We start from the raw sequence: 20,832 nt of genomic DNA, 5'->3' as shown, positions 1-20,832 counted from the left end.
CCCCCGGATTGTGTTGATTTCAAAGCCCGATTCACTCCATTCTGCGAACACCTAGCAGAATGGATGGTATGCCACGCACCCCTGAATCCGTCTGGAAGCACCTGCTCGAGGGAAACCACCGTTTCATGGAGGGCGAGTCCGCCCACCCGAACCAGGACCCCTCCCGGCGCGAGAAGCTCACCGCCGGCCAGAACCCCGCCGTCGTCGTGCTCTCCTGCTCCGATTCCCGCGTCCCCGTGGAGATCATCTTCGACCAGGGCCTCGGCGACATCTTCGTCATCCGCACGGCCGGGCACATCACCGACCTGTCGGTCCTCGCCTCCCTGGAATTCGCCGTCGACTCCCTCGGCGTCAGCCTCGTCGTCGTCCTCGGCCACGAGTCCTGCGGCGCCGTCAAGGCCGCCCACTCCGCCCTGCAGGGCGGCGAACTGCCGGGCGGATTCCAGCGCGTGCTCGTGGAAAAGGTCACGCCGTCGCTGCTGGCCGCCCGCAACGACGGCCAGACCGAAATCGAGGACCTGGAACGCCGTCACGTCCGCGAGATCGTCAACCACATCGTCGACCGTTCGCCGGAGATCAAGAGCCGCCTCAACGACGGCAAGGTCGGCGTCGTCGGCATGCGCTACCACCTCGGCGACGGACGCGCCGAGGTCGTGGTGACCAAGGGCGTCAGCGAGAACCCGCTAATCTGATGGCGTGACCAACCGACCGCTGCCCCCGGAGATCTACCGGCGCCGACGCATCGCCGCGCTGGTGCTGGCCATCGCGTTGATCCTCGTGATCGTCGGCATAGTCAGATGGGCGGCGGGCGACACGGACGCCGGCACCGACCAGGCCGCCGAAGTCAGCGAATCGGTCACCGTCACGCGCGACGACGGCGTGGAGAACACCTCCGCGCCCGACGGGCCCTCCTCCGAGCCGTACACCACCAACCCGGCCTCGGAAACGCCCGCCACCGTGGACAAGGACACCTGCGAGCTGGGCGACCTGATCCTCACCGTGACCGCCGACGCCCCCAACTACGCCGACGACAACCCCCGCTTCGCGCTGACGATGGCCAACCCCACCAACGCCGACTGCGACATCAACCTCGACGAGGACACCCTGCGCTTCGAGGTCTACGACATGCTCACCTACGAGCGCATCTGGTCCGACCTCGACTGCCACGACTCCGAGGGCACCGGCACGGAAACGGTCGCGGCCGGCGAGGAAGTCGTCTACGACGTCAACTGGTCCCGCACCAGCTCCGCCCCCGGCAAGTGCACCGCCACCGACCGCCTGGACGTCGAGCCCGGCAGCTACCTGGTCTACGGCCTGGTCGGCGACCGCAACTCCGACCCCTTCACGTTCAATATCAGGGGTTAGCCGGCCCCGGCGGCAGTCAGGCCGGCCCCAACCGGTCGAGCCCCTGGCGGACGTGCCGCGCCCACAACGGGCCCACGCCCTCCAGCGCCGCCAGATCCTCCGTCTGCGCCTTGAGCAATGACGGCAACGTGACGAACCGCGCCACCAGCTTGTCCATCAGCGAATACTGCATGCGCGGGACCCTCGCCAGCGCGCGGTACCCGCGCGGATCGACGCGCTCGCCCAACGCCTCGGCATCCGTCGGATAACCCAGCACCTGCGCCACCGCCCGGGGCCCCAGAAGATCCGGGTCCGGCAGATGGGCGAGGCTGGCCAAAGCGGCGTCCACGTCGGCCTCGTCGGGAAGCCCCGACGCGGTGACCAGGTAGTCGTGCAGAAGCAGGCGCGAATTCGGCGCGGTGTCCGCCACCAGCTCGCGCAACTGAACGTCCAGCTGATGTCCATCCGACCCCAGCGCCACCACATCACGCGACACCGACTCCGCCGCACGCCGCAACAGCTCCGACAGGCGCAGCACCCCGACGACTTCCGACGCCGACGCGTACCCGGACAGCTCCGCCGCGAACAGCTCCTCGGCCTCCGCGTCCAACCGCGAGCGGTAGCGCTCGATCGTGCCGAGCGCTTGATTTGCCCTCGACAGGATCTCCGCCGAATCTTTCAGCACATGCCGCACGCCATCGGCGTACACCGTGATGATGTTCATCGACTGCGACACCGCGATCACCGGCACCCCGGTCTGCAACGCCGTGCGCTCCGCGGAACGATGCCGCGTGCCCGACTCATCCGTCGGCAGCGAAGGATCCGGCACGAGCTGCACGTTCGCCCGGCGGATGCGCGTGCCATCCGTCGACAGCACCACCGCGCCGTCCATCTTGCACAGCTCCCGCAGCCGCGTCGGCGCGAACGCCACGTCGATCTCGAAGCCGCCGTCGCACAAGCCCGCGACCTCGTCGTCGTAGCCGAGCACGATCAACGCGCCCGTGCGGCCGCGGCGAATCCGCTCCAGCCCGTCGCGGATGCCCGTGCCCGGGGCGAGGGTCTTCAGCAGGTCATGGCTCAAATCCGACACGGGACAAGCCTACCGCGCCGCACCTACCCCAATGCCGCGTTGAACGCCTCGGCGACGGTGCCCACGCGCACCAGCCGCAGGCCGCCGGATTTGGCCGACCCCTGCACGTCCTCGGTCTCCTTCGGGACGATGGCGCGGGAGAACCCCATCCGCGCGGCTTCCTTCAGCCGCCGGGCCATGTCGGGGACGCGGCGCACCTCCCCGGCCAGCCCGAGCTCACCGATGACCACGGTGTTCTCCCGCACCGGCCGCTGCTTCGCCGCCGACGCCAACGCGATGGCCACCGCGAGGTCCGCCGCCGGCTCGACCATGGACATGCCGCCGACGCTGGCCACGTAGATTTCCTGGCTGGCCAGGGTCTTCATGCTGGGGCCGTGTTCGGCGAGGATCGCGGCGACCATCGGCACCCGGCGCTGGTCCAGCCCGGAGACGTTGCGGCGGTTGCTCTTCGCGTCCCCCGACACGATGAGCCCCTGCACCTCCGCCAACAGCGGGCGGCGCCCCTCCATGGCCACGGTCACCGCGGTGCCCGGGGTGGGGGAGCGGTGATGCAGGAACAATCCCGACGGATCCACCACCTCGCGGATGCCGTCGGCGGTCTGCTCGAAGCAGCCGACCTCGTCGGTCGCGCCGAAACGGTTCTTCAGGCCGCGCAGGAAGCGCAGCCCGGAGTGCCGGTCGCCCTCGAAATTGAGCACCACGTCCACCAGGTGCTCCATGGTCCGCGGGCCGGCGACGGTGCCGTCCTTGGTCACGTGCCCGACCACGAGGATCGCGATCCCCGATTCCTTCGCCAGCGCCGTCAACGCCGCCGTGACGGCGCGAGCCTGCGCGACCCCGCCGCGCGTCCCCTCGACTCCGGCGGCCTGCATCGTCTGCACGGAATCGACGATCAGCAGGCCGGGTTTCACGGCCAACGCCTGCTCGATGACTTCCCCCACGTCGGACTCCGCGGCGAGATACAGCTCGTCGTGAAGCGCACCCGTCCGTTCGGCCCTCAGCCGCACCTGGCCCACGGACTCCTCGCCCGTGACGTACAGCGCCGGGCCCAACTCACCGGACGCGCAGCGGTACGCGACCTCGAGCAGCAGCGTCGACTTGCCGACGCCCGGCTCGCCGGCCAGCAGCACCACCGATCCGGGCACGACGCCCCGGCCGAGGACCCGGTCCAGCTCCCCGATGCCGGTGGGCACGGCCTTCGCGAGCCCGGGGTCGATGCCCGTGATCCGCTTCGCCGCGACCACCGGGAGCCCGGACGCGGAAGAGACCGCGGAGACGGTCGAACGCGAACGTCCGACCGTGTCCACGGTCTCGGTCAAAGAACCCCATTCCCCGCACGAAGGGCACTGCCCCACCCACTTGGATGCCCGCCATCCACAGGCGGAGCAACGGTAGGACGGCCCCTTCGCCACGGAGCCTACTGCTGGTTGATCTGGCCGATGGCCTGCTCGGCCGCCGGGGTGGTGGCGTCGCCCTGCGCGGCGTCGTCGGCACCGGCCCCGGCGTCGGACGCCTCGGCGGGCTTGGCGCCCTCGGCCAGGCCGTTGTCGCCGCGGTCCACGGAACCGGCCTCCGGGATGTAGGAGGAGATGGTCACGAACAGCTCGATCTCCTCGGTGCCCTCCGGGCCCTGGAAGGTGAACGTCACGTTGCGGTTCTCGCCGATCGCGTTGGACTTGTCGCCCGCCAGCGTCTCGGAGTCGAGGGTGCTGGAGAAGTAGGTGATGCAGCCCGGGTTCGCATCGGCCTGGGCCGAGTACTGCTCGACGGCGCCCGCGTAGTCGACGACCATCTGGCAGTCGCGCGGGATCTCCTGCTCGCCGTTGGAGGCGGCATCGTACGACTTGGTCGAGGTGACCGGGGTCAGCTGAGCCTCGCCCGCGCCTTCGACCTCGACGGACTCGAGGGTGTACACCGCGTCGTTCGAGCGCTCCTGGTTGGTGACGGAGAACTTCAGCGCCGCGTCACCCGACTCCGGGTCGACGATGATGTGCGCGTCGCGGATGGCGACTCCACCCGGAACCGCCTCCTGCACGTTCTGCGCGCCGTCGACGGCGGCGACCTGGTTGGCGGTCTGGGAAATCTGGCCGGCGCCGCAGGCGGCGAGCGCGACGGCGGAAGCGGCGGCGACGGTGGCGAGGGCACCGCGGCGGACAACCGACTTGAGGGTCATGAGTTCGTGTCCTCCATCATCTAGGGCAACTTGAGGATTGGGGTTTGAAACTGGGTTCTGCAGTTGAGAACCCACCTTAGTGTCCTCAAAGGCTCTTCTCATACTAGCGGTAATTTGCAGGGGGGTCGTGATAGGGTGGAGGGCCGTTGAAAGGGGCGTGCACACCACATGGAATTCAGCGTCGGCGATACCGTCGTCTACCCGCATCATGGGGCCGCGAAGATCGAGGAAATCATCGAGCGCGAGCTGAACGGCGAGACCGTTCAGTACCTCGTCCTCCAGATCTTGCAGAGTGATCTGAACATTCAGGTTCCGGCGAAGAACGCCGAACTTGTCGGTGTGCGAGATGTCGTCGGGGAGGAAGGCCTGCGCAAGGTCTTCTCCGTCCTCCGCGAAACGGACGTCGAGGAAGCGGGCAACTGGTCCCGCCGCTACAAGGCCAACCAGGAGCGTCTCGGCTCCGGCGACATCAACAAGGTCGCCGAGGTCGTGCGGGATCTCTGGCGCCGAGACCAGGACCGCGGGCTGTCCGCCGGCGAAAAGCGCATGCTCAGCAAGGCTCGCCAGGTGCTCGTCGGAGAACTGTCGCTCGCCGAGAGCGTCGACGACGAGAAGACCGCCGAGATCTTCTCCCGCATCGAGGCGACCATCGAGCGCCACCAGGCCCTCGCCGACGAGGCCGCCAATTCGGCGGAGCCGAAGGCCACCGCGGGGGACGACGCCGTCGACCTCGACGCCGAGGACTAGGGAGACCGAGGGCATGCGGGTCACCGCGCTGGTGGCCGCGGCCGGACGTGGCACGAGGCTCGGCGAGCCCATCCCCAAGGCGTACGTCCAGCTGTGCGGCCGCTCGCTCGTCGAGCGTTCCGTGGCCGCCATCGAGCGATCCGAAGCCGTCGACGACATCGCGGTGATCGTGTCGGAGGACATGATGGCGTATGCCCGCGAGCTGTTCCGGCGCGCCAAATCCGCGGGACGTATCCGCAGCGACGTCGAGTTCATCGTCGGAGGAGGCGAACGCATCGATTCCGTCTGGGAGGGCATGCGCCGCATGCCCGAAGACGGGGTCGTCTTGGTGCATGACGCCGCCCGCGCGCTCACGCCGCCCGGCATGATCGCTCGCGTGGTTCGCGCCGTGGTGGGGGGATCCGACGCCGTCATCCCCGTCGTCGCCGTCGCGGACACGATCAAGGAGGTGTCGGGCACCGTCGTCACCGGCACCCCCGACCGTTCCTCGCTTCGCGCGGTGCAGACTCCGCAGGGCTTTCGCCTTCCGCTTCTGCGTCGCGCATACGAAGAACACTTCGGCCGGCCCGCAGATGAGGCACTCCACGCCACGGACGATGCTTCCCTCGTGGAGCGGCTCGGTGAGCCGGTCCACGTGGTGCAGGGCGATCCGATGGCATTCAAGGTGACCACCCCCCTCGATTTGGCACTGGCGACGCAGATCGCCGAGGAAGCCGAATCGACCGAGTTCGAGATTTCCGGAGAATGACATGACCGACGCACCCGTCCTCATCCCGCGCGTGGGCATCGCCACCGACGCCCACCAGGTCCAGGCCGGCAAGCCTTGCTGGATGGCCGGCCTTCTTTTCGAGGGCGAGGACGGTTGCGAGGGGCACTCCGATGGGGACGTGGTCGCCCACGTCATCGTCGATGCCCTCCTGTCCGCCTCCGGCCTGGGGGACCTGGGCAGCTTCGTTGGGGTCGGGCGACCCGAGTACGACGACGTCTCCGGTGAGCGTCTGCTCAAGGAATGCCGCCGGCTGCTCGAGGACAACGGGTTCGTCATCGGCAACGCCGCCGCCCAAATGATCGGCAACCGCCCGAAGATGGGGCCGCGCCGCGAAGAGGCGGAGAAGGTTCTCTCGGAGTACATCGGCGCACCCGTCAGCGTCTCGGCGACGACGACCGATCACATGGGCTTCACCGGCCGGGGCGAGGGCGTCGCGGCCGTCGGCACCGCCGTCGTCTGGAAGAAGACGGACGCCAAGTAGCGCGGCCGAACGCAGCTCGCTTCTCGACGCTTGCCCCGAGGAGCGTGGCTTTCTCATCATGGTGGTCACGCCGCCCTTTCGTCGAGCGTGCCGCCGTCGTTGAACTCGACGTTTCGCCGTCCGTCCGCGCCGATCGGGTGGGCCCATCCGGTGCGCCCGCGTGGGTCGTCGGTCCTGGGCGTCATGTGGCCCCGGCGCGGGTCCGCCCGGGTGTCGTCGTTGTCGGAGTGATGGCGTCGGCACAGCAAGGTGAGGTTCTCCAGATCCGTGGCCCCTCCCAGCAACCATGCGACGAGGTGGTGGACATCGCATGCGTCGGGCGGCCTGGAACATCCGGGATGACGGCACGTGCCATCGAGCAATTGCAGCGCCATCCGCTGCTCGAACGTCGCGGATCGATGGGTGCGGCCCAGTCTCAACCGGGATTCGGTCACGGGCGCGGTTTCGTCGATGATGGCCGCGTACATCTCCTCGGACATGCCCAATCGCAGCAGGTCGATCAGGCCGATCTCAACTCCGGCCCCGGTTCTGGTCGTGACCCTGGTCGGATGCGTCGCCGCCGGCTCCCCGTGGCCGGTTCCCGTCGCCGCCTTCAGGTCATCGGCGTTCAAAGCAGCGACGATCGTGCACATGGGTTTGCCCTTCACCCTGGGATGCGCCTCGTGCGCCGTGCGCAGAGCAAGATCGAGAGCGTCGGCGTTTCGCTGAGGCGGCGTCCGTTCGTCGTCGTGCGAGCCCTTTTTCACGCCGTGCGCCAGCAGCCACGCCTCCAGCAGTGCGACGGTCGCCGCATCCAGGTAGCCGTGGACTTTCGCCCCGCCGTCGCCGTCTTGCTTTCCGACGGTCAGCCTCCGAGCTCGATGCGCCGTGTTCGGGTCCCGCGGGAATCGTCTGTTCTGTTCCTTCACGAGCTTGCGGCAGAGGGAACCCGCGCCATGTGGGCCATGGGTGGGGGAGCGGGCGACCACCTCTTTCACGATGACTTCGGCGGGCCTTTCCGCTCGATCATCCAGTTCCCCGATTTCCTTCTTGATCTGCGCGATGCCCGACAGCGTCAGATCTCCCGCCCTCAAGCTCGCGCTGCACGAATCTCTCAGGGTGGGATGGTCCGCCAGAAATTCGACGGCGACGGCCCGCTCGCGTGCCTCGTTGCGGGGCAACCTGAACTCCCGAAACAGGTAGTCGTCGGGTTTGGCCGTGCCGATCAAACGCGAGAGTTCGCCATCGACGACCGTTTCCGCAACTCTCGCATCGATGATGGCGGCGCCCCGCCGGGCGGTTTCCAGGGCCTTCAGGGATGGCAGCAGTTGCAGGAGCGTCGTAGGTGAGAAACGGCACGATTCGAATGTGAAGGCGATTGAAGCGAGCGCTTCGGTGGCGCGTTCGATGAGGTCCTTGATGTGTGCGGTGTCGGTGGCCTGGTCGCGCTGATCTGGCGGTGAATCGTTGAAAGTGCTGAGCGGATGGGTATTCGTGGCCGACATCTGTCCCCCTGGCGTGCGGCGCGTGACTGACTTTCTGCCCCCGATGGTAGATGCGCGCAACGTCGAACGCAAGATCGAATGAGGGTTTAATGGAACGTTCATTCGAAGTTAATGTTCGGGTGTTTTCTGTGACCCGTGGGGCGATTGGGGAGAGGTGGGCGTCGTAAAGCACATGGTTTGGCTCGGGTTCATAGCCGCAGCCAGGCAAGTGAACGGCCCTCATCGAACGCCGCGTGAACCCCGCGTGAACGGGACGGCGAATTCACTGGGATGCGGCAGGTCACGCGCCGTGCAAGCGTTCGGAAGGGGCGGCCCCGACCGCTACACTCGGGGGCGTGAACTTCCGAATCTTCGATACCGCCACCCGTGAGCTGCGAGACTTCGAGCCCCTCCGCGAGGGGCATGCGTCGGTGTACCTGTGTGGGGCGACCCCGCAGGCGATGCCGCACATCGGCCACGTGCGTTCCGGTGTCGCGTTCGACATTCTGCGCCGCTGGTTGATGGCCCAGGGGCTCGACGTGGCGTTCGTGCGCAATGTGACGGACATCGACGACAAGATCCTGACCAAGGCCGCCGAACACGGGCGTCCCTGGTGGGAGTGGGTGTCGACGTACGAGCGCGAGTTCACCTGGGCCTACGACCAGCTGGGCGTGCTGCCGCCGAGCGTCGAGCCGCGCGCCACCGGGCACGTGACGCAGATGGTCGAGTACATGCAGCGTCTCATCGACAATGGCTACGCGTACGATGTCGACGGGAACGTGTACTTCGACGTCAATGCGTGGGCATCGTCGGAGGGCGGGGATTATGGCTCGCTGTCCGGCAACCGCGTGGACGAGATGGAGCAGGGCGAGCCCGATTCGCCGGGCAAGCGCGGTCCGCACGACTTCGCGCTGTGGAAGTCCGCGAAGCCCGGTGAGCCGTCGTGGCCCACGCCGTGGGGCGATGGCCGGCCCGGCTGGCACCTCGAGTGCTCGGCGATGGCCACGTACTACCTGGGCGGTGAGTTCGACATCCATTGCGGCGGGCTGGATCTGCAGTTCCCGCATCACGAGAACGAGATCGCCCAGTCCCATGCCGCCGGCGACGGCTTCGCGCGGTACTGGATGCACAACCACTGGGTGACCATGTCCGGCGAGAAGATGTCGAAGTCGCTGGGCAACGTCCTGTCGGTGCCGCACATCCTCGAGGCCGTGCGGCCGGTGGAGCTGCGCTACTACCTCGGCAGCGCGCATTATCGTTCCGTCCTGGAGTACTCCGAGGAGGCGCTGCAGGAGGCTGCCGCGGGGTACCGCCGCATCGAGGCGTTCCTGAAGCGCGCCGCCGACAAGTTCGGCGAGATCGAGATCGGCGATCGCCCCGAGGCGTTCGACGCCGCCATGAACGAGGATCTCGCCGTGCCGCGCGCCCTGGCCGAGCTGCACAATGCGGTGCGCGCGGGCAACCAGTTGCTTGCCGACGGGGACGACGCCCGAGCCAAGGAGCGTGCGTCGGAGGTCCGAGCGATGGCTGCGGTGCTCGGCTTCGACCCGCTGTCGGAGAAGTGGGCGGCTTCTGGTGGTGGCGACGATCGCGCGATGCATGCGCTGGGCGTTCTCATCGGCCATGAGCTGGAGACCCGCAAGACCGCGCGCGAGGAGAAGGATTGGGCGACCGCCGATGGAGTGCGTGACCGGCTGACCGAGGCCGGCGTGTCCGTCACCGATACCGCCGATGGGCCGAAGTGGTCGTTGTCCGACTGAAGGGGGCCGCAGCAACCGCGGCGATGAAGCGAAATCATGCGAGACGAGAACATCGGTTGATTCCCACTGGCCTGAGTGCCACGGGAACGACCACGATCGCTACGACGGGTAGCGAAAGCGAAAGGCAACAACATGGCGGGTAATTCCCAGCGCCGCGGCGCGGTGCGCAAGTCCAACAAGAAGGAACAGGCCAGCACGGGCGGCCACAAGCGGGGCCTGCGTGGCAAGGGGCCCACGCCGAAGGCGGAGGATCGGGTTTATCACAAGGCCCACAAGCAGGCGCTGCAGCAGCGACGACGGGACCAGGGGCGCCACGAGCGCGTCACCGACGGCTCGGAGCTGGTCGTCGGCCGGAACCCCGTCGTCGAATGCCTGCACGCCAAGGTTCCGGGCAGCACGTTGTTCGTGGCCCTCGGCACCGACAACGATGACCGGCTGCAGGAGGCCGTGCGCGTCTCCAATGACCGGGGCATCCCGATCCGCGAGGTTCCCCGCCACGAGATGGACCGGATGACCGGCAACTCGCTGCACCAGGGCATCGGTCTGCAGATCCCGCCGTACAAGTACCTGGCCGTGGAAGACCTCTTGGAGAAGGTCGTGGACTCGGGTGAACCGGGCCTGATCGTGTGCCTGGACAACATCACGGATCCGCGGAACCTTGGCGCGGTCATTCGTTCGACCGCGGCGTTCGGCGGCCATGGCGTGGTCATTCCGGAGCGTCGCTCGGCGGCCGTCACGGGCGTCACGTGGCGCACCTCCGCCGGCACGGCCGCGCGGCTTCCGGTGGCGCGGGCGACGAACATGGTGCGTTCGCTCAAGCAGTTCCAGAAGGCCGGGTACCAGGTCGTCGGCTTGGACGCCGGCGGGGATCACACGCTGGACACCTATGACGGAACCACGCCCACGGTGGTCGTGGTGGGTTCTGAGGGCAAGGGCCTGTCGCGGTTGGTCCGGGAAACGTGCGACTCGATCATGTCCATCCCGATGACGGGGTGGGTGGAGTCGCTCAACGCCTCGGTCGCCGCGGGCGTCACCCTCAGCGAGTTCGCGCGTCAGCGCCGCGTGGCGACCTCGAAGTAGAGGCGAAGCAGGGGGCGAAGCTGGGCCAGGGCCAGGGGCCAGGGACCGGGGGTCGGGAGGCTCAGGGTGCCGGGTGGCGGCCGGTGCAGTCCGCGTCGGCGGCCACCGCGGTTGCGGGAAGGACTCCGTCGCGGGGGACTGCCCACCGGTCGGCGGACACGTCGTCGCGGGTGGCGGTGCGGCCCCGGTACCAGCCGATGAAACGGCACACCAGGTAGATGGCGAAGGAAATGGTGGTCACGAACACGCTGACCGGCATTCCCGGCGCCAGGGACAGCAGCACCCCGCCGACGGCCGCGGTCTCGGCGAAGAGGACGGACAACGCCACGGCCTTCATCGGCGACGCCGTCACGTACGCCGCGGCGGCACCGGGCGTGATCACCAGCGAGATGATCAGCAGCGCACCGACGATCTGCACGCCCTGCGCGGCGGTCAGGCCGATCAGGACCGCGAACAACACCGACATGGCGCGGACGTTGATGCCCGACGCCGCCGCCAGGACCGGGTCGGCCGAGGCGAACAACAGCGGCCGCCAAAACAGCGCCACCACCGCGATCACCAACGCGGCGACGCCCGCCAGCAGCCACACCGACGCGCTGGACAGGCCCACGATCTGGCCGGTCAACAGCGAAAACGCCGTCGTCGTCCGCCCGGGATACAGGTGGATGAACAGCACGGACAGGCCCATGCCGAAGCTGAGCACCACGCCGACGATGGTGTCCTGCCCGCCGCGCATGCCCAGCAGCGCCAGCACCACGGCCGCCAGCACGGACCCGACGATCGCGCCACCGCCGACGCTGAACCCCGTCAGCAGGGCCGCCGACGCGCCCATCAGCGCCAACTCGGACGTGCCGTGCACGGTGAAGCTCATGCGGCGCATCACCACCAGCGGTGTGATCACGCCGGACACCAACCCCAGCAACGCCGCGGCGATGATCGCCGACTGCACGAACCCCACCTGCAGCAGCGTCTCGGTGTCCGCCAGAAAACCGTTCAACCAGTCCATCAGACGATCACCAGCTTGTCGCCCACCGTGGCGACGGTGATGTCGGTGCGATACAGCTCGGAAAGGGTTTCGGAGGTCATGATCTCCTCGACTGGCCCGACCTTGTGGCCGTGCGGGGTGATGTACAGGACCCGATCGCAGTGGCCCAGGATCGGGTTGATGCCGTGCGTCACGAAGACCACGGCCGTGTCGTGCTCCCGCCGGCGCCGCTCGAGCCGATCGACCGCCGCATGCTGCGCGGCGGGGTCGAGGCTGAGCAGCGGCTCGTCGCAAAGCAAAAGTTCGGGATCCCCGACCAACGCCTGCGCCTGCCGGACCAGCTGCTGCTGGCCGCCGGACAGGGTGCCGACGCGCCGGTCCGCGATGCCCTCCGCGCCGACGTCGGCCAGCGCGGCATCGATGCGCTCCTTCGGCGGGCGCCGGCGAAGCACGCCGTGGGCCGCCGCCAACCCCACCAGATCACGCACGCGCATGGGCAACTCGGGGTCGAACATGCGCTGCTGCGGGATGTAGCCGATGGCGGGCGTCGCGGACACGGTCCCGGCGGTCAATCGACGCGTGCCCAGGGCGGCGCCGATCAGCGTCGACTTGCCCACGCCGTTCGGGCCGAGCACGGCGAGGAACTCGCCGGGCCGGACCTCCAGATCGAGGTCGGACCACAGTGGTGCGACGGCCGCGCCGGCGAAGGTAAGTGGGGTCAACTACTCCTGCTCCAAGTCATCGAGGATGCGGTCGTACAGGTCGAAGAAACTCTCGTTGGCGCCCGGGGACTCGTAGACGTTGACGATGCGCAGCCCCTTGGCCTGCGCGGCCTTCACGAGCCGCTCGGACACCTGGTCGCGCGTCTGCGGCGCGTCGATCAGAAAGTCCAGGTTACCGGACTCGATGGTCTCCAGCATCGCGGCGACATCGGCGGCGGACGGCTCGGATTCGCTCAGCGTCGCGCGGCGGTAGCCCTCGGGGGTGTCGTCGACGATCTTGGTGCCGGCGAGAATGTCGTCGGCCAGCGGGTGGGTCTGCGCGGTCGTGGACTTCGGCAGCTTGGCCTTGCGTTCGTCGATCTCATCCAGGCGCTTGACGACGTCCTCGTCCGACGCGCCAATGTCCCAATGGGCGTTGATCTCCGAGGCCAGAGTCGAAGCGACGGATTTCACCGCGTCGGTGTCGTACCAGATGTGCTCGTTGACCTCGGCGGAATGGTCGTGGCCCTCGTGATCTTCTTCGGCGTGGCCCTCTTCCTCATGGCCCTCCTCGCCGTGGCCGTGGCCGTCGAAGCCGTCGCCGTCGATGGCGGTGAGGATGATCGCGGCGGAGTCGGACGACGCGGCTTCGGTCAGCCAGGCGTCGTAGTGACCGCCTCCCGCGAGCAGCACGTCGGCCTGCTCGACCAGGGCCATGTCGGCGGCGGTCGGCTGGTAGGAGTGCGGGTCGGTGTCGTTGGAGGCGATGATCGGCTCGACCTCGACGCCCTCGGCGTCGCCGATGACGGCCTGGGCGACGTCGGCCCAGACCTTGGTCGACGTGACGATCTTGACGGTGTCGCCCGACCCGGCGTCGCCGCCGTTGCCGTCGGCGGTGGCGGAATCGTCGGAGCAGGCGGCGAGCCCCATGGTCAGGCCCACGGCGGCGGAGGCGGCCAGGGCGGTGCGCAGGAAGGGAGTTTTCATGCGCTCATAATAACGCCGAATTGAAAACGGTTGCCAACTGGGGGCGATTCCGTGCCATCGGGTAGATTCGGGCACGTGAGCGCCGAAGATCCCGCCGACCCCGCAGAGCAGAATTCGGCGTCGCCGACCCCCGGTGCGCCCGCCGCCCGGGCCACCCGCACCGGGCGCCGTTCGAAGGGGACGCTGGCGTCGATCGCCGCTGAGCTCGGGGTGTCGCGCACCACGGTGTCCAACGCCTACAACCGGCCGGACCAGTTGTCGCCGGAGTTGCGCGAGCGCATCCTCGCCCAGGCCGAGGCCCAGGGCTATCCCGGACCGGACCCCATGGCGCGCAGTTTGCGCATGCGCCGCGTCGGGGCGGTCGGCGTGCTGTTCACGGAGCAGCTGTCCTTCGCCTTCGAGGACCCCGCCTCGGTCGATTTCCTGGCGGGCCTGTCGGAGGAGTGCGGCCGTCGCGGGGATTCCCTGCTGGTCATCCCCGCTTCGTCGTCGGAGTGCGCCATGTCGCTTGACGACGCTTCGCAGGGGCCGTCCCCCTCGGAATCGGATCCCCGCCAGCTGATCCGCCAAGCGGTCGTCGATTCCTTCGTGGTGTATTCCGTGGCCGAGGACGACCCCTTCCTGCAGGCGGTGCTGGAGCGGGGCCTGCCCACGGTGATCTGCGACCAGCCGACCGAGGTGGGGGAGGTGCCTTTCGTGGGCATCGACGACCGCGAGGCGATCAAGCCGGCGGTGCGGCATCTGACGGAGCTGGGCCACCGGAAGGTCGGCGTGTTGTCGGTGCGCCTGTCGCGGCAGCGCAACGACGGCCTGGTCGACGCCGAGCGCCTGGCCGGGGCCCGGCACCACGTGCAGCGCTCCCGCGTCGAAGGTGCGCTGGAGGCGTTGGCCGAAGCCGGCGTCGACGCCGCCGACGTGCCCATCATCGAACGGCACCTCAACGACCCCGACAACAATTACGACGCCGCCCGCGAACTGCTGACCTCGCACCCGGAGCTCACGGCCGTCGTCTGCACCACCGACACCCAGGCCCTCGGGGTGCTCCGCTACGCCCGCGACCACGGCATCCGCGTTCCGGAGGACCTGTCGGTCACCGGCTTCGACGGCATCGAGATGGCGCGGCACGTCGGCGTCACCACCGTCATCCAGCCCAACCGGGACAAGGGCCGGGCCGCCGGTGCGGCGCTGGCCGGCGGTGACCCGCGGGTGATGCTGCCCACCGAGTTCCTGCCGGGCAGGACCACGGGAGCGCCGCGCGAGGCGTCGTAAAGCCCGGGGTCAGGCAGTCGCGGCTGCGCGGGCCTCGGCGAACTCGCGGAGGAACGCGGTCACGGCCGCGGTGTCCGGCAGGAAGGCCGTCGCCGCGCTGGGGCCGTCGTCGGGGGAGCCGACCTTGATGCCCAGGTCACCGTGGGACAGGGTGCGCAGGACCGTCTCGTCGGTGACGTCGTCGCCGATGAACAGCACCGCGTCGGCGCCGTATTCGTTGCGGGCCGCCTCCAGGTAGCTGCCCTTGGTCACGTCGAGGACGGCCAGTTCCAGGATGTCCTTGCCCTCGGTGACGTGGACGCCGCCGACCGGCCGGAAGAACGCCATGGCGTGGTCGAGGACGCGGCGCTTGCGCACCTCGTCTTCCAGCAGCCGGACGTGCAGGACGCGGGCGGCGGGCTTGCGCTCCACCCACACGCGATCGTCGTCGGCTTCGGCCAGGACCTCGCGCAGCCGCAGGTCGACGGCCTCGAGCAGCGACGATTCCGCATCGGACAGGGCCAGGCCGTCCTGCGGCTCGGCGCCGTGGCTGCCGACCAGGCGGGCCACGTGTTCCATCCCGGACAGGAAGCGCAGGTCCCGCAGCTGCCGGCCGGAGAGGATGACGACCTCCGTGTTCGGCAGCGCCGACAGCCGCGACACCAGGTCCACGTTGCCCTCGCGGGGCCGCACGGCCATCGGGTCGTCGCCGAGATCCGCCAGCGTGCCGTCGAAATCGAGGGCCACCAACAGGGTCTCGGCCGCGGCGACGGCGGAGACGGCGGACGGGGACGGCGACATGGTGCTCACGCCACCAGCCTACGCAACGGCCCCTCCCCGCCGGAGCGGTCGGCGGCCGCCATCGGTAAGGTGCCCTGCATGACGCATGCCGACGCCCGCCCCGCGCCCCTGGAAACGATGGACGAAATGTCCATCCGGAAGGCGCTCAGCGAGTTCGTCACCGGGGTCACCATCGTCGCCACCGACGACGGCGAGCAGGTGGGCTTCGCGTGCCAGTCCTTCTCCTCGCTGAGCCTCGACCCGCCGCTGGTGCTGTTCACGGTGATGAAGACGTCGCGCTCGTGGCCGCGCATCGAGGCCACCGGCCGCTTCTCCGTCAACGTCCTCACCGAGGAGCAGGGGGACATCTCCGCCGCGTTCGGCCGCCGCGGCCCGGACAAGTTCGAGCACGGCCGGTGGTCGACGTCGCCGCTGGGCAACCCCCTCCTCCACGGTTGCGCGGTGTGGATCGACTGCACCGTCGACGCCGTCCACGACGGCGGCGACCACCACATCGTCATCGGCCGCATCGCCGGCATGGGCCACCGCGCCGACTCCCGCCCGCTGCTGTACCACCGCGGGTCCTACGCCAAGGTCGTCTCGGCCGGCCGCGACGCCCCGGCCGACGAGGGCTGGCGCCAGCGGCCGTCGGTGTAGGCCCGGCCCCTTCAGTCCCCGGACACCGCCGCCCACCCCGGCGCGGCCTCGCCGGCGGGGTGGTCGCCGACGGCCGTCATCCGCAGGTCGGGGTCCGGCGTCTCCACGACGAATTCGCCGGCCAGTTGCGCCCGCAGCCGGTCGTCCCAGGTCCGGGCCACGGCGTCGCACTCCGCCTCGCGCACGGTCTGAGGCTCGCCGACGGCGACGATCCCCTCGTCGCGCCAGGTCAGCGCGCCCTGGAAGGACCCGCATGCCCCGTCGCCGGTGTACGACTCGCGGCCGAAGGTGATCATCGGCGGCACGGTGCCCTCGGGCACGCCGCGCGGCAGTGCCGGATCGTCGTAGATCTCGGTGACCTGCCAGCGCTTCCCGACGATCCTCTCGTCGGGAGAAACTCCGCACGCCGCCAACGAGGCGGCCATCAGCGTCGTCAAGCACACCGCCCCAGCCACGCGCCCGGCCCGCGCGGACCGCCCGCTCATCGGCCGCCCTCCGCCCCATCGTGGGCACGGGCGAGCTCGCCGAGGAAACTGCGCGCCCACAGCTCGACGTCGTGGTCGCGGACCTGCGCGTGCAGGCGCTCCATGCGCGCGCGGGCGTCGTCGGGGTGGTGCTCCAGGGAATTCACCGCGCCCATGATCGCCCGCTTCACCGACTCCAGGTCATGTGGATTGCAGAAATGCGCGCCGTCGAGCTCGGTGGCCGCGCCGGTGAACTCGGACAGCACCAGCGAACCCGTCCCGTCCGGATGGCAGGCGACGTACTCCTTGGCCACCAGGTTCATGCCGTCGCGCAGCGCGGTGACCAGCATGACGTCGGCCGCCGAGTACAAGCCCAGCAGCTGGTCGAACGGCACCGGCCGGTGGATGTAATGGATGACCGGCCGGCCCAGCGACGCGAACCGTCCGTTGATGCGGCCCACCGCGTGCTCGACGCGGGCGCGGGTGACGCGGTAGTCGTCGACGCGCTCGCGCGACGGGGTGGCCACCTGTACCAGCACGCTTTCCGACGGGTCCAGCGCCCCGGATTCGAGCAGCGCCTCGAACGCCTCGAGGCGGACGAGGATGCCCTTGGTGTAGTCGAGGCGGTCGACGCCGAGCAGCAGCGTGCGCGGATCCCCGGCCAGTGCGCGGACGCCGTCGCGGTCGGCCTCGGCGGCCTTGGCGATGACGTCGCCCGAGTCGATGGAAATGGGGAAGGACCCCACCCGCACCGTGCGGCCGTCCGGCGCCGAAATCGTCCCGGAAGCCTCGCGCACCGCCGACCGCCCGTGGACGTCGAGGGTGTCCGGCAGCCCCGTGTGCGACCCGGCCTCGCCGGAGACGCGGCGGCACAGGTCGAGGAAGTTGTCGGCGCAGGTGTCCAGGTGGAAGCCGATGACGTCGGCGCCGAGCAGGCCGCGGACGATCTCCTCGCGCCACGGCAGCTGCCGGAAGATCTCCGACGGCGGGAAGGGGATGTGCAGGAAGAACCCGATGGTCAGGTCCGGCCGCAGCTGCCGCAGGATGCCCGGCACCAGCTGCAGCTGGTAGTCCTGCACCCACACGGTCGCGCCCTCGGCGGCGCGGCGCGACACGGCCTCGGCGTAGCGAAGGTTGACCTCGCGGTAGGACTCCCACCAGTCGCCGTCGTACTTCGGGGCGACGATCAGCGAGTGGTACAGCGGCCACAGCGTGGCGTTGGAGAATCCCTCGTAGAACTTCTCGTGCTCCTCCGAGGTCAGCTCGACGGGGAAGAGGTGCAGGCCCTCGTCGGTGTCGATGGCCTCGGGGACCTCGGGCGCCCCGGCGGCGTCGGACACGCTGCCGGCCCACCCGACCCACGCGCCGTTGTTGCGCAGCAGAACCGGGGTCAGCGCGGTGACCAGGCCACCGGGGCTGGCCTCCCAGCGCACCCCGCCCGGCGCCGAGGCGTCGTCGACGGGGGCGACGGGCAGCCGGTTGGCCACGACGACGAAATCCGAGCGTTCGCGGCCCACGGCGATCACGCCTTCTTCGTGGTCTTCTTCGCGGCGGCCTTCTTGGCCGTCGCCTTCTTCGCGGTCGTCTTCTTCGCCGTGGTCTTCTTGACGGTGGCCTTCTTCGCGGCCTTCTTCGTCGACTTGCGGGTGCGCTTGGCCGTCTTCGGGGCGGTGGCCTCGAGGTGCTCCTCGTGGACCTTCTTGTAGCTCAGGCCCTCCGGCTCGACGCCGAGCATGCACATCAGCGTGACGCAGTCGTGGAAGTCATCGGAGAACGTGGCGACGATCTGCCGAGCGCCCGCCGCCGTCTCGGCCTCGACCTGGTGCAGTGCCTCGTTCTGGGCGGTGCGGGTGTCGGTGACCTTGGGTGGCACGTATCCTCCTGGCTCGTGGCGGCCGAGGGTGGGTGAAGGAGACTCAGGGGCAGGTCGGCCGCCCCGCCTTTCGCCCCATACAGGCCCTCCAGTGTACCAAGGCCCGGGGCAACGGGCTGCGGCGGCATTGGGTCGCTGCGGGTTCGCTTTACGACGCCGCCCGCCGGGCGCAGCGGCGGGTCACCAATCCACGCTCTCGTCGCCGGGCGCCCGGCCGTACCGACGGCCGAATTTCGCCCGCGCGCTGCGGCTGAGCCTGGTGCGGCCCTCGACGGGGTTGGCGCTGCCGTCGGGGGACTGAGTGCCGGCGACGTGGCGGCGGCGCCGGCGCTGGATCTTCGGGCGCTTGACGTCGCCGTGGCGGATGAGGCGCGGCGGGCGGCGCATCTGGCGGGCCAGCCACTCGCCGAGTGCGATGCCCGCGGCCAGGGCGGTGGCGGTGCCCAGCGCGGAGGCCAGGGCGGTGAAGCCGTTGAGCGGCTGGCCGTTGAGCAGGGCGTGGAGGCCGCGGTAGATCGACATGCCCGGCAGGAAGGGCGTGACGCCCGCGATGGCGGTGACCAGCGGCGGGATCGACGTGCGGCGGGACAGCAGGCCACCGGCCAGGCCGACGGCGGTGGCTGCGGCGCCGGCCGCGGCGACGGGGTTGACGCCGATCGGGAGCAGCAGCCAGTAGTAGAGCATCGAACCCAGCAGCGCCGTCGCGCCGGAGACGCCCAGCGCCTTCCACCCCGCGTTGGAGGCGAGGGCGAAGGCGACGCTGGCCACGGAGCCGGCGAGCACGCGGACCGTCGACTCGGCGAAGTTGGGGTCGGAGGCGACGCTGATGGGCGGCAGCGGGATGCCGATGAAGGCGGTGACCTCGAAGCCGATGGCGATGCCGGCGACGATGCCGCCGGTGAGCAGCATCGTGTCGAAGAACCGCGCCGATCCCGTCACCGGCGCCCCGGTCATCCCGTCCTGCAGCGATTGGACGAGCGTGAGGCCGGCGAGCATGACGATGATGCCCGACGCGATGACCCGCGACGGCTGCATGTCGAAGGGCGTCAGCCCCGAGAGCTCGTAGGCCACCGCCGCGGCGACGGTGGCGATGAAACCGCCGGTGGCGTTCTGGAAGAAGGGAGGCAGCGCCCGGACGTTGAGTTCGCCGATCGCCGCGACGATGACGGCCGTGACGATCGCGGCGACGACTGCGACGCTCGGACCGCCGCCGAGCAGCACGGACACCGCAGCGGCCATCGCGGCCCAGCCGAGGTAGATGATCCGCAGGCGGTACAGGGGAGGGGAGGCCTCGATGGCGTCGGCGCGTTCGACGGCGTCCTCGAGGGAGATCTGGCCGCCGCGGATCGACCGGAGCAGTGCGTCGACGCGGCGCAGCCGGTCGAAGTCGACCGACGGGGCATCGACGACGCGCATGGCCGTCACCGGGGTGCGGCGGGCGCCGATGAGGTGATAGACGGTCACCGACGTCAGGGTTATGTCCACCTGCACGCGGGTGAGTCCGTAGGCGGACGTCACCGCCTTGAGCTGCAGGACGGTGTCCGAGTTGCCGGTGCCGCACGACAGCAGCAGCCCGCCGAGCTGCGCCGCCAGATCGAGCACCGCCGTGACCTGGTCGGGATCGGTGTAGTCGATGGGCGCCAGCGGCAGCGGCGTCCTCGTCGACTGGACCAGGTCCACGGTCGACTGCGGGCCGAACATCGCGTTGCGCACCTTCGCGCGCAGCTTGCCCCCGAAACCGGGGATCGTTGCGGCGGTGGTCGCCGGCTGCTCCTCGGACACGTCCCTCCGTCCCGGCTGATCCGTAGGTGGGGACCCGCCCGTCAATGGTGAGCGCGGTTGTTGCGCCGCGGGGAGTCTACATGCGGATTCGGGCGCGGACATCCGCCCAGATGAGGGGCGCGCGATCCGCCGGGGTAGAATCCGTGCGATGCCGGAGTGGCGCAATTGGTAGCGCGCCCGCCTTGTAAGCGGATGGTTGTGGGTTCGAGTCCCATCTCCGGCCCCGATTGGCCCCGGCCGGGATGTCCCCGGCCGGGGCTTCATCTTTTGGTCCGGTCCCTCCGTGCGCCGGCGGGGCTCGGGCTCCTCTCACCCCCGCGCCGCTCGGGGCGTCGTAAAGCGAAATGCGTGTGACCTGGGCCACTTTGACCCCGGAGCGTGAATGACGGTTCACCCCCGGAAGCATTTCGGGGGCGGAAACCTTGCGAGTTAATGGCGATTCACGAAA

At 69.5% G+C, this 20,832-nt stretch carries 21 protein-coding genes and 1 tRNA gene; 10 read left to right on the top strand and 12 right to left on the bottom strand.

All coding sequences use genetic code 11. From position 1 onward, the window contains the following. Positions 1-68: 68 nt before the first annotated feature. Complete coding sequence (locus CX1_RS06120) at positions 69-692, top strand: carbonic anhydrase (RefSeq protein ID WP_162488623.1); 624 nt, start codon at positions 69-71, stop codon at positions 690-692. 4 nt (positions 693-696) lie between these two features. Next, positions 697-1,365: a hypothetical protein gene (locus tag CX1_RS06115; protein ID WP_046651309.1), complete on the top strand. Its 669-nt coding sequence runs from the start codon at positions 697-699 to the stop codon at positions 1,363-1,365. Between the two features lie 16 nt (positions 1,366-1,381). Here CX1_RS06115 and disA read toward each other — a convergent pair whose 3' ends face one another. The 3 genes from disA to CX1_RS06100 are packed head-to-tail and all read right to left on the bottom strand — an operon-like array spanning position 1,382 to position 4,607. After that, positions 1,382-2,434 (bottom strand): DNA integrity scanning diadenylate cyclase DisA, encoded by a 1,053-nt coding sequence (disA, locus tag CX1_RS06110; protein ID WP_046651310.1) that lies wholly within the window; start codon positions 2,432-2,434, stop codon positions 1,382-1,384. A gap of 23 nt (positions 2,435-2,457) precedes the next feature. Beyond that, positions 2,458-3,846: a DNA repair protein RadA gene (radA, locus tag CX1_RS06105; protein WP_046651311.1), complete on the bottom strand. Its 1,389-nt coding sequence runs from the start codon at positions 3,844-3,846 to the stop codon at positions 2,458-2,460. Positions 3,847-3,851: 5 nt separating this feature from the next. Further along, entirely contained in the window at positions 3,852-4,607 is a 756-nt protein-coding gene (locus CX1_RS06100; protein WP_169793209.1) for a hypothetical protein, read from the bottom strand. A gap of 168 nt (positions 4,608-4,775) precedes the next feature. Here CX1_RS06100 and CX1_RS06095 point away from each other — a divergent pair, with 168 nt between their 5' ends. From CX1_RS06095 to ispF, 3 genes are read left to right on the top strand one after another with little or no spacing between them, the layout of a single operon-like run. Next, positions 4,776-5,354 (top strand): CarD family transcriptional regulator, encoded by a 579-nt coding sequence (locus CX1_RS06095; RefSeq protein WP_046651312.1) that lies wholly within the window; start codon positions 4,776-4,778, stop codon positions 5,352-5,354. A 13-nt stretch (positions 5,355-5,367) separates the two neighbouring features. Next, positions 5,368-6,102 carry a 2-C-methyl-D-erythritol 4-phosphate cytidylyltransferase gene (gene ispD / locus CX1_RS06090; protein WP_046651313.1) on the top strand — a complete coding sequence of 245 codons (735 nt, stop codon included), beginning with the start codon at positions 5,368-5,370 and terminating at the stop codon, positions 6,100-6,102. 1 nt (position 6,103) lies between these two features. Then, positions 6,104-6,604 carry a 2-C-methyl-D-erythritol 2,4-cyclodiphosphate synthase gene (gene ispF / locus CX1_RS06085; protein ID WP_046651314.1) on the top strand — a complete coding sequence of 167 codons (501 nt, stop codon included), beginning with the start codon at positions 6,104-6,106 and terminating at the stop codon, positions 6,602-6,604. 65 nt (positions 6,605-6,669) lie between these two features. Here the strand turns inward: ispF and CX1_RS06080 are convergent, their stop codons facing one another. After that, entirely contained in the window at positions 6,670-8,088 is a 1,419-nt protein-coding gene (locus tag CX1_RS06080; RefSeq protein ID WP_052753330.1) for an HNH endonuclease signature motif containing protein, read from the bottom strand. Between the two features lie 335 nt (positions 8,089-8,423). Between CX1_RS06080 and cysS the strand changes: the two genes are divergently transcribed. Beyond that, on the top strand, positions 8,424-9,827 hold the full coding sequence (gene cysS, locus CX1_RS06075; RefSeq protein ID WP_060925411.1) for a cysteine--tRNA ligase: 1,404 nt from the start codon (positions 8,424-8,426) through the stop codon (positions 9,825-9,827). 132 nt (positions 9,828-9,959) lie between these two features. Beyond that, positions 9,960-10,907, top strand: coding sequence for a 23S rRNA (guanosine(2251)-2'-O)-methyltransferase RlmB (gene rlmB, locus CX1_RS06070; protein WP_060925410.1), 948 nt, complete (start codon positions 9,960-9,962; stop codon positions 10,905-10,907). A 61-nt stretch (positions 10,908-10,968) separates the two neighbouring features. Here rlmB and CX1_RS06065 read toward each other — a convergent pair whose 3' ends face one another. Genes CX1_RS06065 through CX1_RS06055 form a run of 3 tightly spaced genes read right to left on the bottom strand, consistent with a single transcriptional unit; the run spans position 10,969 to position 13,580 of the window. Beyond that, the gene (locus CX1_RS06065; protein WP_082719168.1) at positions 10,969-11,913 is read right to left on the bottom strand and encodes a metal ABC transporter permease; all 945 of its coding nucleotides are present in this window, start codon (positions 11,911-11,913) and stop codon (positions 10,969-10,971) included. Then, entirely contained in the window at positions 11,913-12,614 is a 702-nt protein-coding gene (locus tag CX1_RS06060) for a metal ABC transporter ATP-binding protein (RefSeq protein WP_046651316.1), read from the bottom strand. The genes CX1_RS06065 and CX1_RS06060 overlap by 1 nt, the downstream gene beginning before the upstream one ends. Beyond that, positions 12,615-13,580, bottom strand: coding sequence for a metal ABC transporter solute-binding protein, Zn/Mn family (locus CX1_RS06055; protein WP_060925409.1), 966 nt, complete (start codon positions 13,578-13,580; stop codon positions 12,615-12,617). 183 nt (positions 13,581-13,763) lie between these two features. Between CX1_RS06055 and CX1_RS06050 the strand changes: the two genes are divergently transcribed. Beyond that, on the top strand, positions 13,764-14,849 hold the full coding sequence (locus CX1_RS06050) for a LacI family DNA-binding transcriptional regulator (protein WP_046651322.1): 1,086 nt from the start codon (positions 13,764-13,766) through the stop codon (positions 14,847-14,849). Positions 14,850-14,858: 9 nt separating this feature from the next. Here the strand turns inward: CX1_RS06050 and otsB are convergent, their stop codons facing one another. Next, the gene (otsB, locus tag CX1_RS06045) at positions 14,859-15,629 is read right to left on the bottom strand and encodes a trehalose-phosphatase (protein WP_046651317.1); all 771 of its coding nucleotides are present in this window, start codon (positions 15,627-15,629) and stop codon (positions 14,859-14,861) included. A gap of 78 nt (positions 15,630-15,707) precedes the next feature. On the opposite strand from otsB, the gene CX1_RS06040 reads away from it, so the two are divergent. After that, positions 15,708-16,265 carry a flavin reductase family protein gene (locus CX1_RS06040; protein WP_082719165.1) on the top strand — a complete coding sequence of 186 codons (558 nt, stop codon included), beginning with the start codon at positions 15,708-15,710 and terminating at the stop codon, positions 16,263-16,265. A gap of 11 nt (positions 16,266-16,276) precedes the next feature. On the opposite strand, the gene CX1_RS06035 is transcribed toward CX1_RS06040, so the two are convergent. The 4 genes from CX1_RS06035 to thrE form a co-directional block, all read right to left on the bottom strand. Continuing rightward, entirely contained in the window at positions 16,277-16,750 is a 474-nt protein-coding gene (locus CX1_RS06035) for an META domain-containing protein (RefSeq protein ID WP_046650241.1), read from the bottom strand. Next, entirely contained in the window at positions 16,747-18,255 is a 1,509-nt protein-coding gene (locus CX1_RS06030; RefSeq protein ID WP_371440264.1) for an alpha,alpha-trehalose-phosphate synthase (UDP-forming), read from the bottom strand. The genes CX1_RS06035 and CX1_RS06030 overlap by 4 nt, the downstream gene beginning before the upstream one ends. Then, complete coding sequence (locus CX1_RS06025) at positions 18,252-18,602, bottom strand: hypothetical protein (RefSeq protein ID WP_046650240.1); 351 nt, start codon at positions 18,600-18,602, stop codon at positions 18,252-18,254. Before CX1_RS06025 ends, CX1_RS06030 begins: the two co-directional genes overlap by 4 nt. A 180-nt stretch (positions 18,603-18,782) precedes the next feature. Further along, positions 18,783-20,384, bottom strand: a complete 1,602-nt coding sequence (gene thrE, locus CX1_RS06020) for a threonine/serine exporter ThrE (protein WP_060925406.1) — start codon at positions 20,382-20,384, stop codon at positions 18,783-18,785. A gap of 150 nt (positions 20,385-20,534) precedes the next feature. Between thrE and CX1_RS06015 the strand changes: the two genes are divergently transcribed. Continuing rightward, positions 20,535-20,607 (top strand) — tRNA-Thr (locus CX1_RS06015). Positions 20,608-20,832 lie beyond the last annotated feature (225 nt).

Origin of the sequence: Corynebacterium xerosis NBRC 16721 = ATCC 373, assembly GCF_001552415.1 — a bacterium.
GTDB lineage: Bacteria > Actinomycetota > Actinomycetes > Mycobacteriales > Mycobacteriaceae > Corynebacterium > Corynebacterium xerosis.
The sequence above is the reverse complement of the archived record's forward strand: the minus strand, read 5'-3'. Positions and strand labels throughout refer to the sequence as shown.

Excerpts from the sequence above, each read along its gene's own strand:
- CX1_RS06120 (WP_162488623.1), top strand. The coding sequence starts at position 69 with ATGCCACGCACCCCTGAATCCGTCTGGAAGCACCTGCTCGAGGGAAAC.
- CX1_RS06100 (WP_169793209.1), bottom strand. The coding sequence starts at position 4,607 with ATGACCCTCAAGTCGGTTGTCCGCCGCGGTGCCCTCGCCACCGTCGCC.
- CX1_RS06095 (WP_046651312.1), top strand. The coding sequence starts at position 4,776 with ATGGAATTCAGCGTCGGCGATACCGTCGTCTACCCGCATCATGGGGCC.
- ispD (WP_046651313.1), top strand. The coding sequence starts at position 5,368 with ATGCGGGTCACCGCGCTGGTGGCCGCGGCCGGACGTGGCACGAGGCTC.
- ispF (WP_046651314.1), top strand. The coding sequence starts at position 6,104 with ATGACCGACGCACCCGTCCTCATCCCGCGCGTGGGCATCGCCACCGAC.
- CX1_RS06080 (WP_052753330.1), bottom strand. The coding sequence starts at position 8,088 with ATGTCGGCCACGAATACCCATCCGCTCAGCACTTTCAACGATTCACCG.
- rlmB (WP_060925410.1), top strand. The coding sequence starts at position 9,960 with ATGGCGGGTAATTCCCAGCGCCGCGGCGCGGTGCGCAAGTCCAACAAG.
- CX1_RS06065 (WP_082719168.1), bottom strand. The coding sequence starts at position 11,913 with ATGGACTGGTTGAACGGTTTTCTGGCGGACACCGAGACGCTGCTGCAG.
- CX1_RS06055 (WP_060925409.1), bottom strand. The coding sequence starts at position 13,580 with ATGAAAACTCCCTTCCTGCGCACCGCCCTGGCCGCCTCCGCCGCCGTG.
- otsB (WP_046651317.1), bottom strand. The coding sequence starts at position 15,629 with ATGTCGCCGTCCCCGTCCGCCGTCTCCGCCGTCGCCGCGGCCGAGACC.
- CX1_RS06040 (WP_082719165.1), top strand. The coding sequence starts at position 15,708 with ATGACGCATGCCGACGCCCGCCCCGCGCCCCTGGAAACGATGGACGAA.
- CX1_RS06035 (WP_046650241.1), bottom strand. The coding sequence starts at position 16,750 with ATGAGCGGGCGGTCCGCGCGGGCCGGGCGCGTGGCTGGGGCGGTGTGC.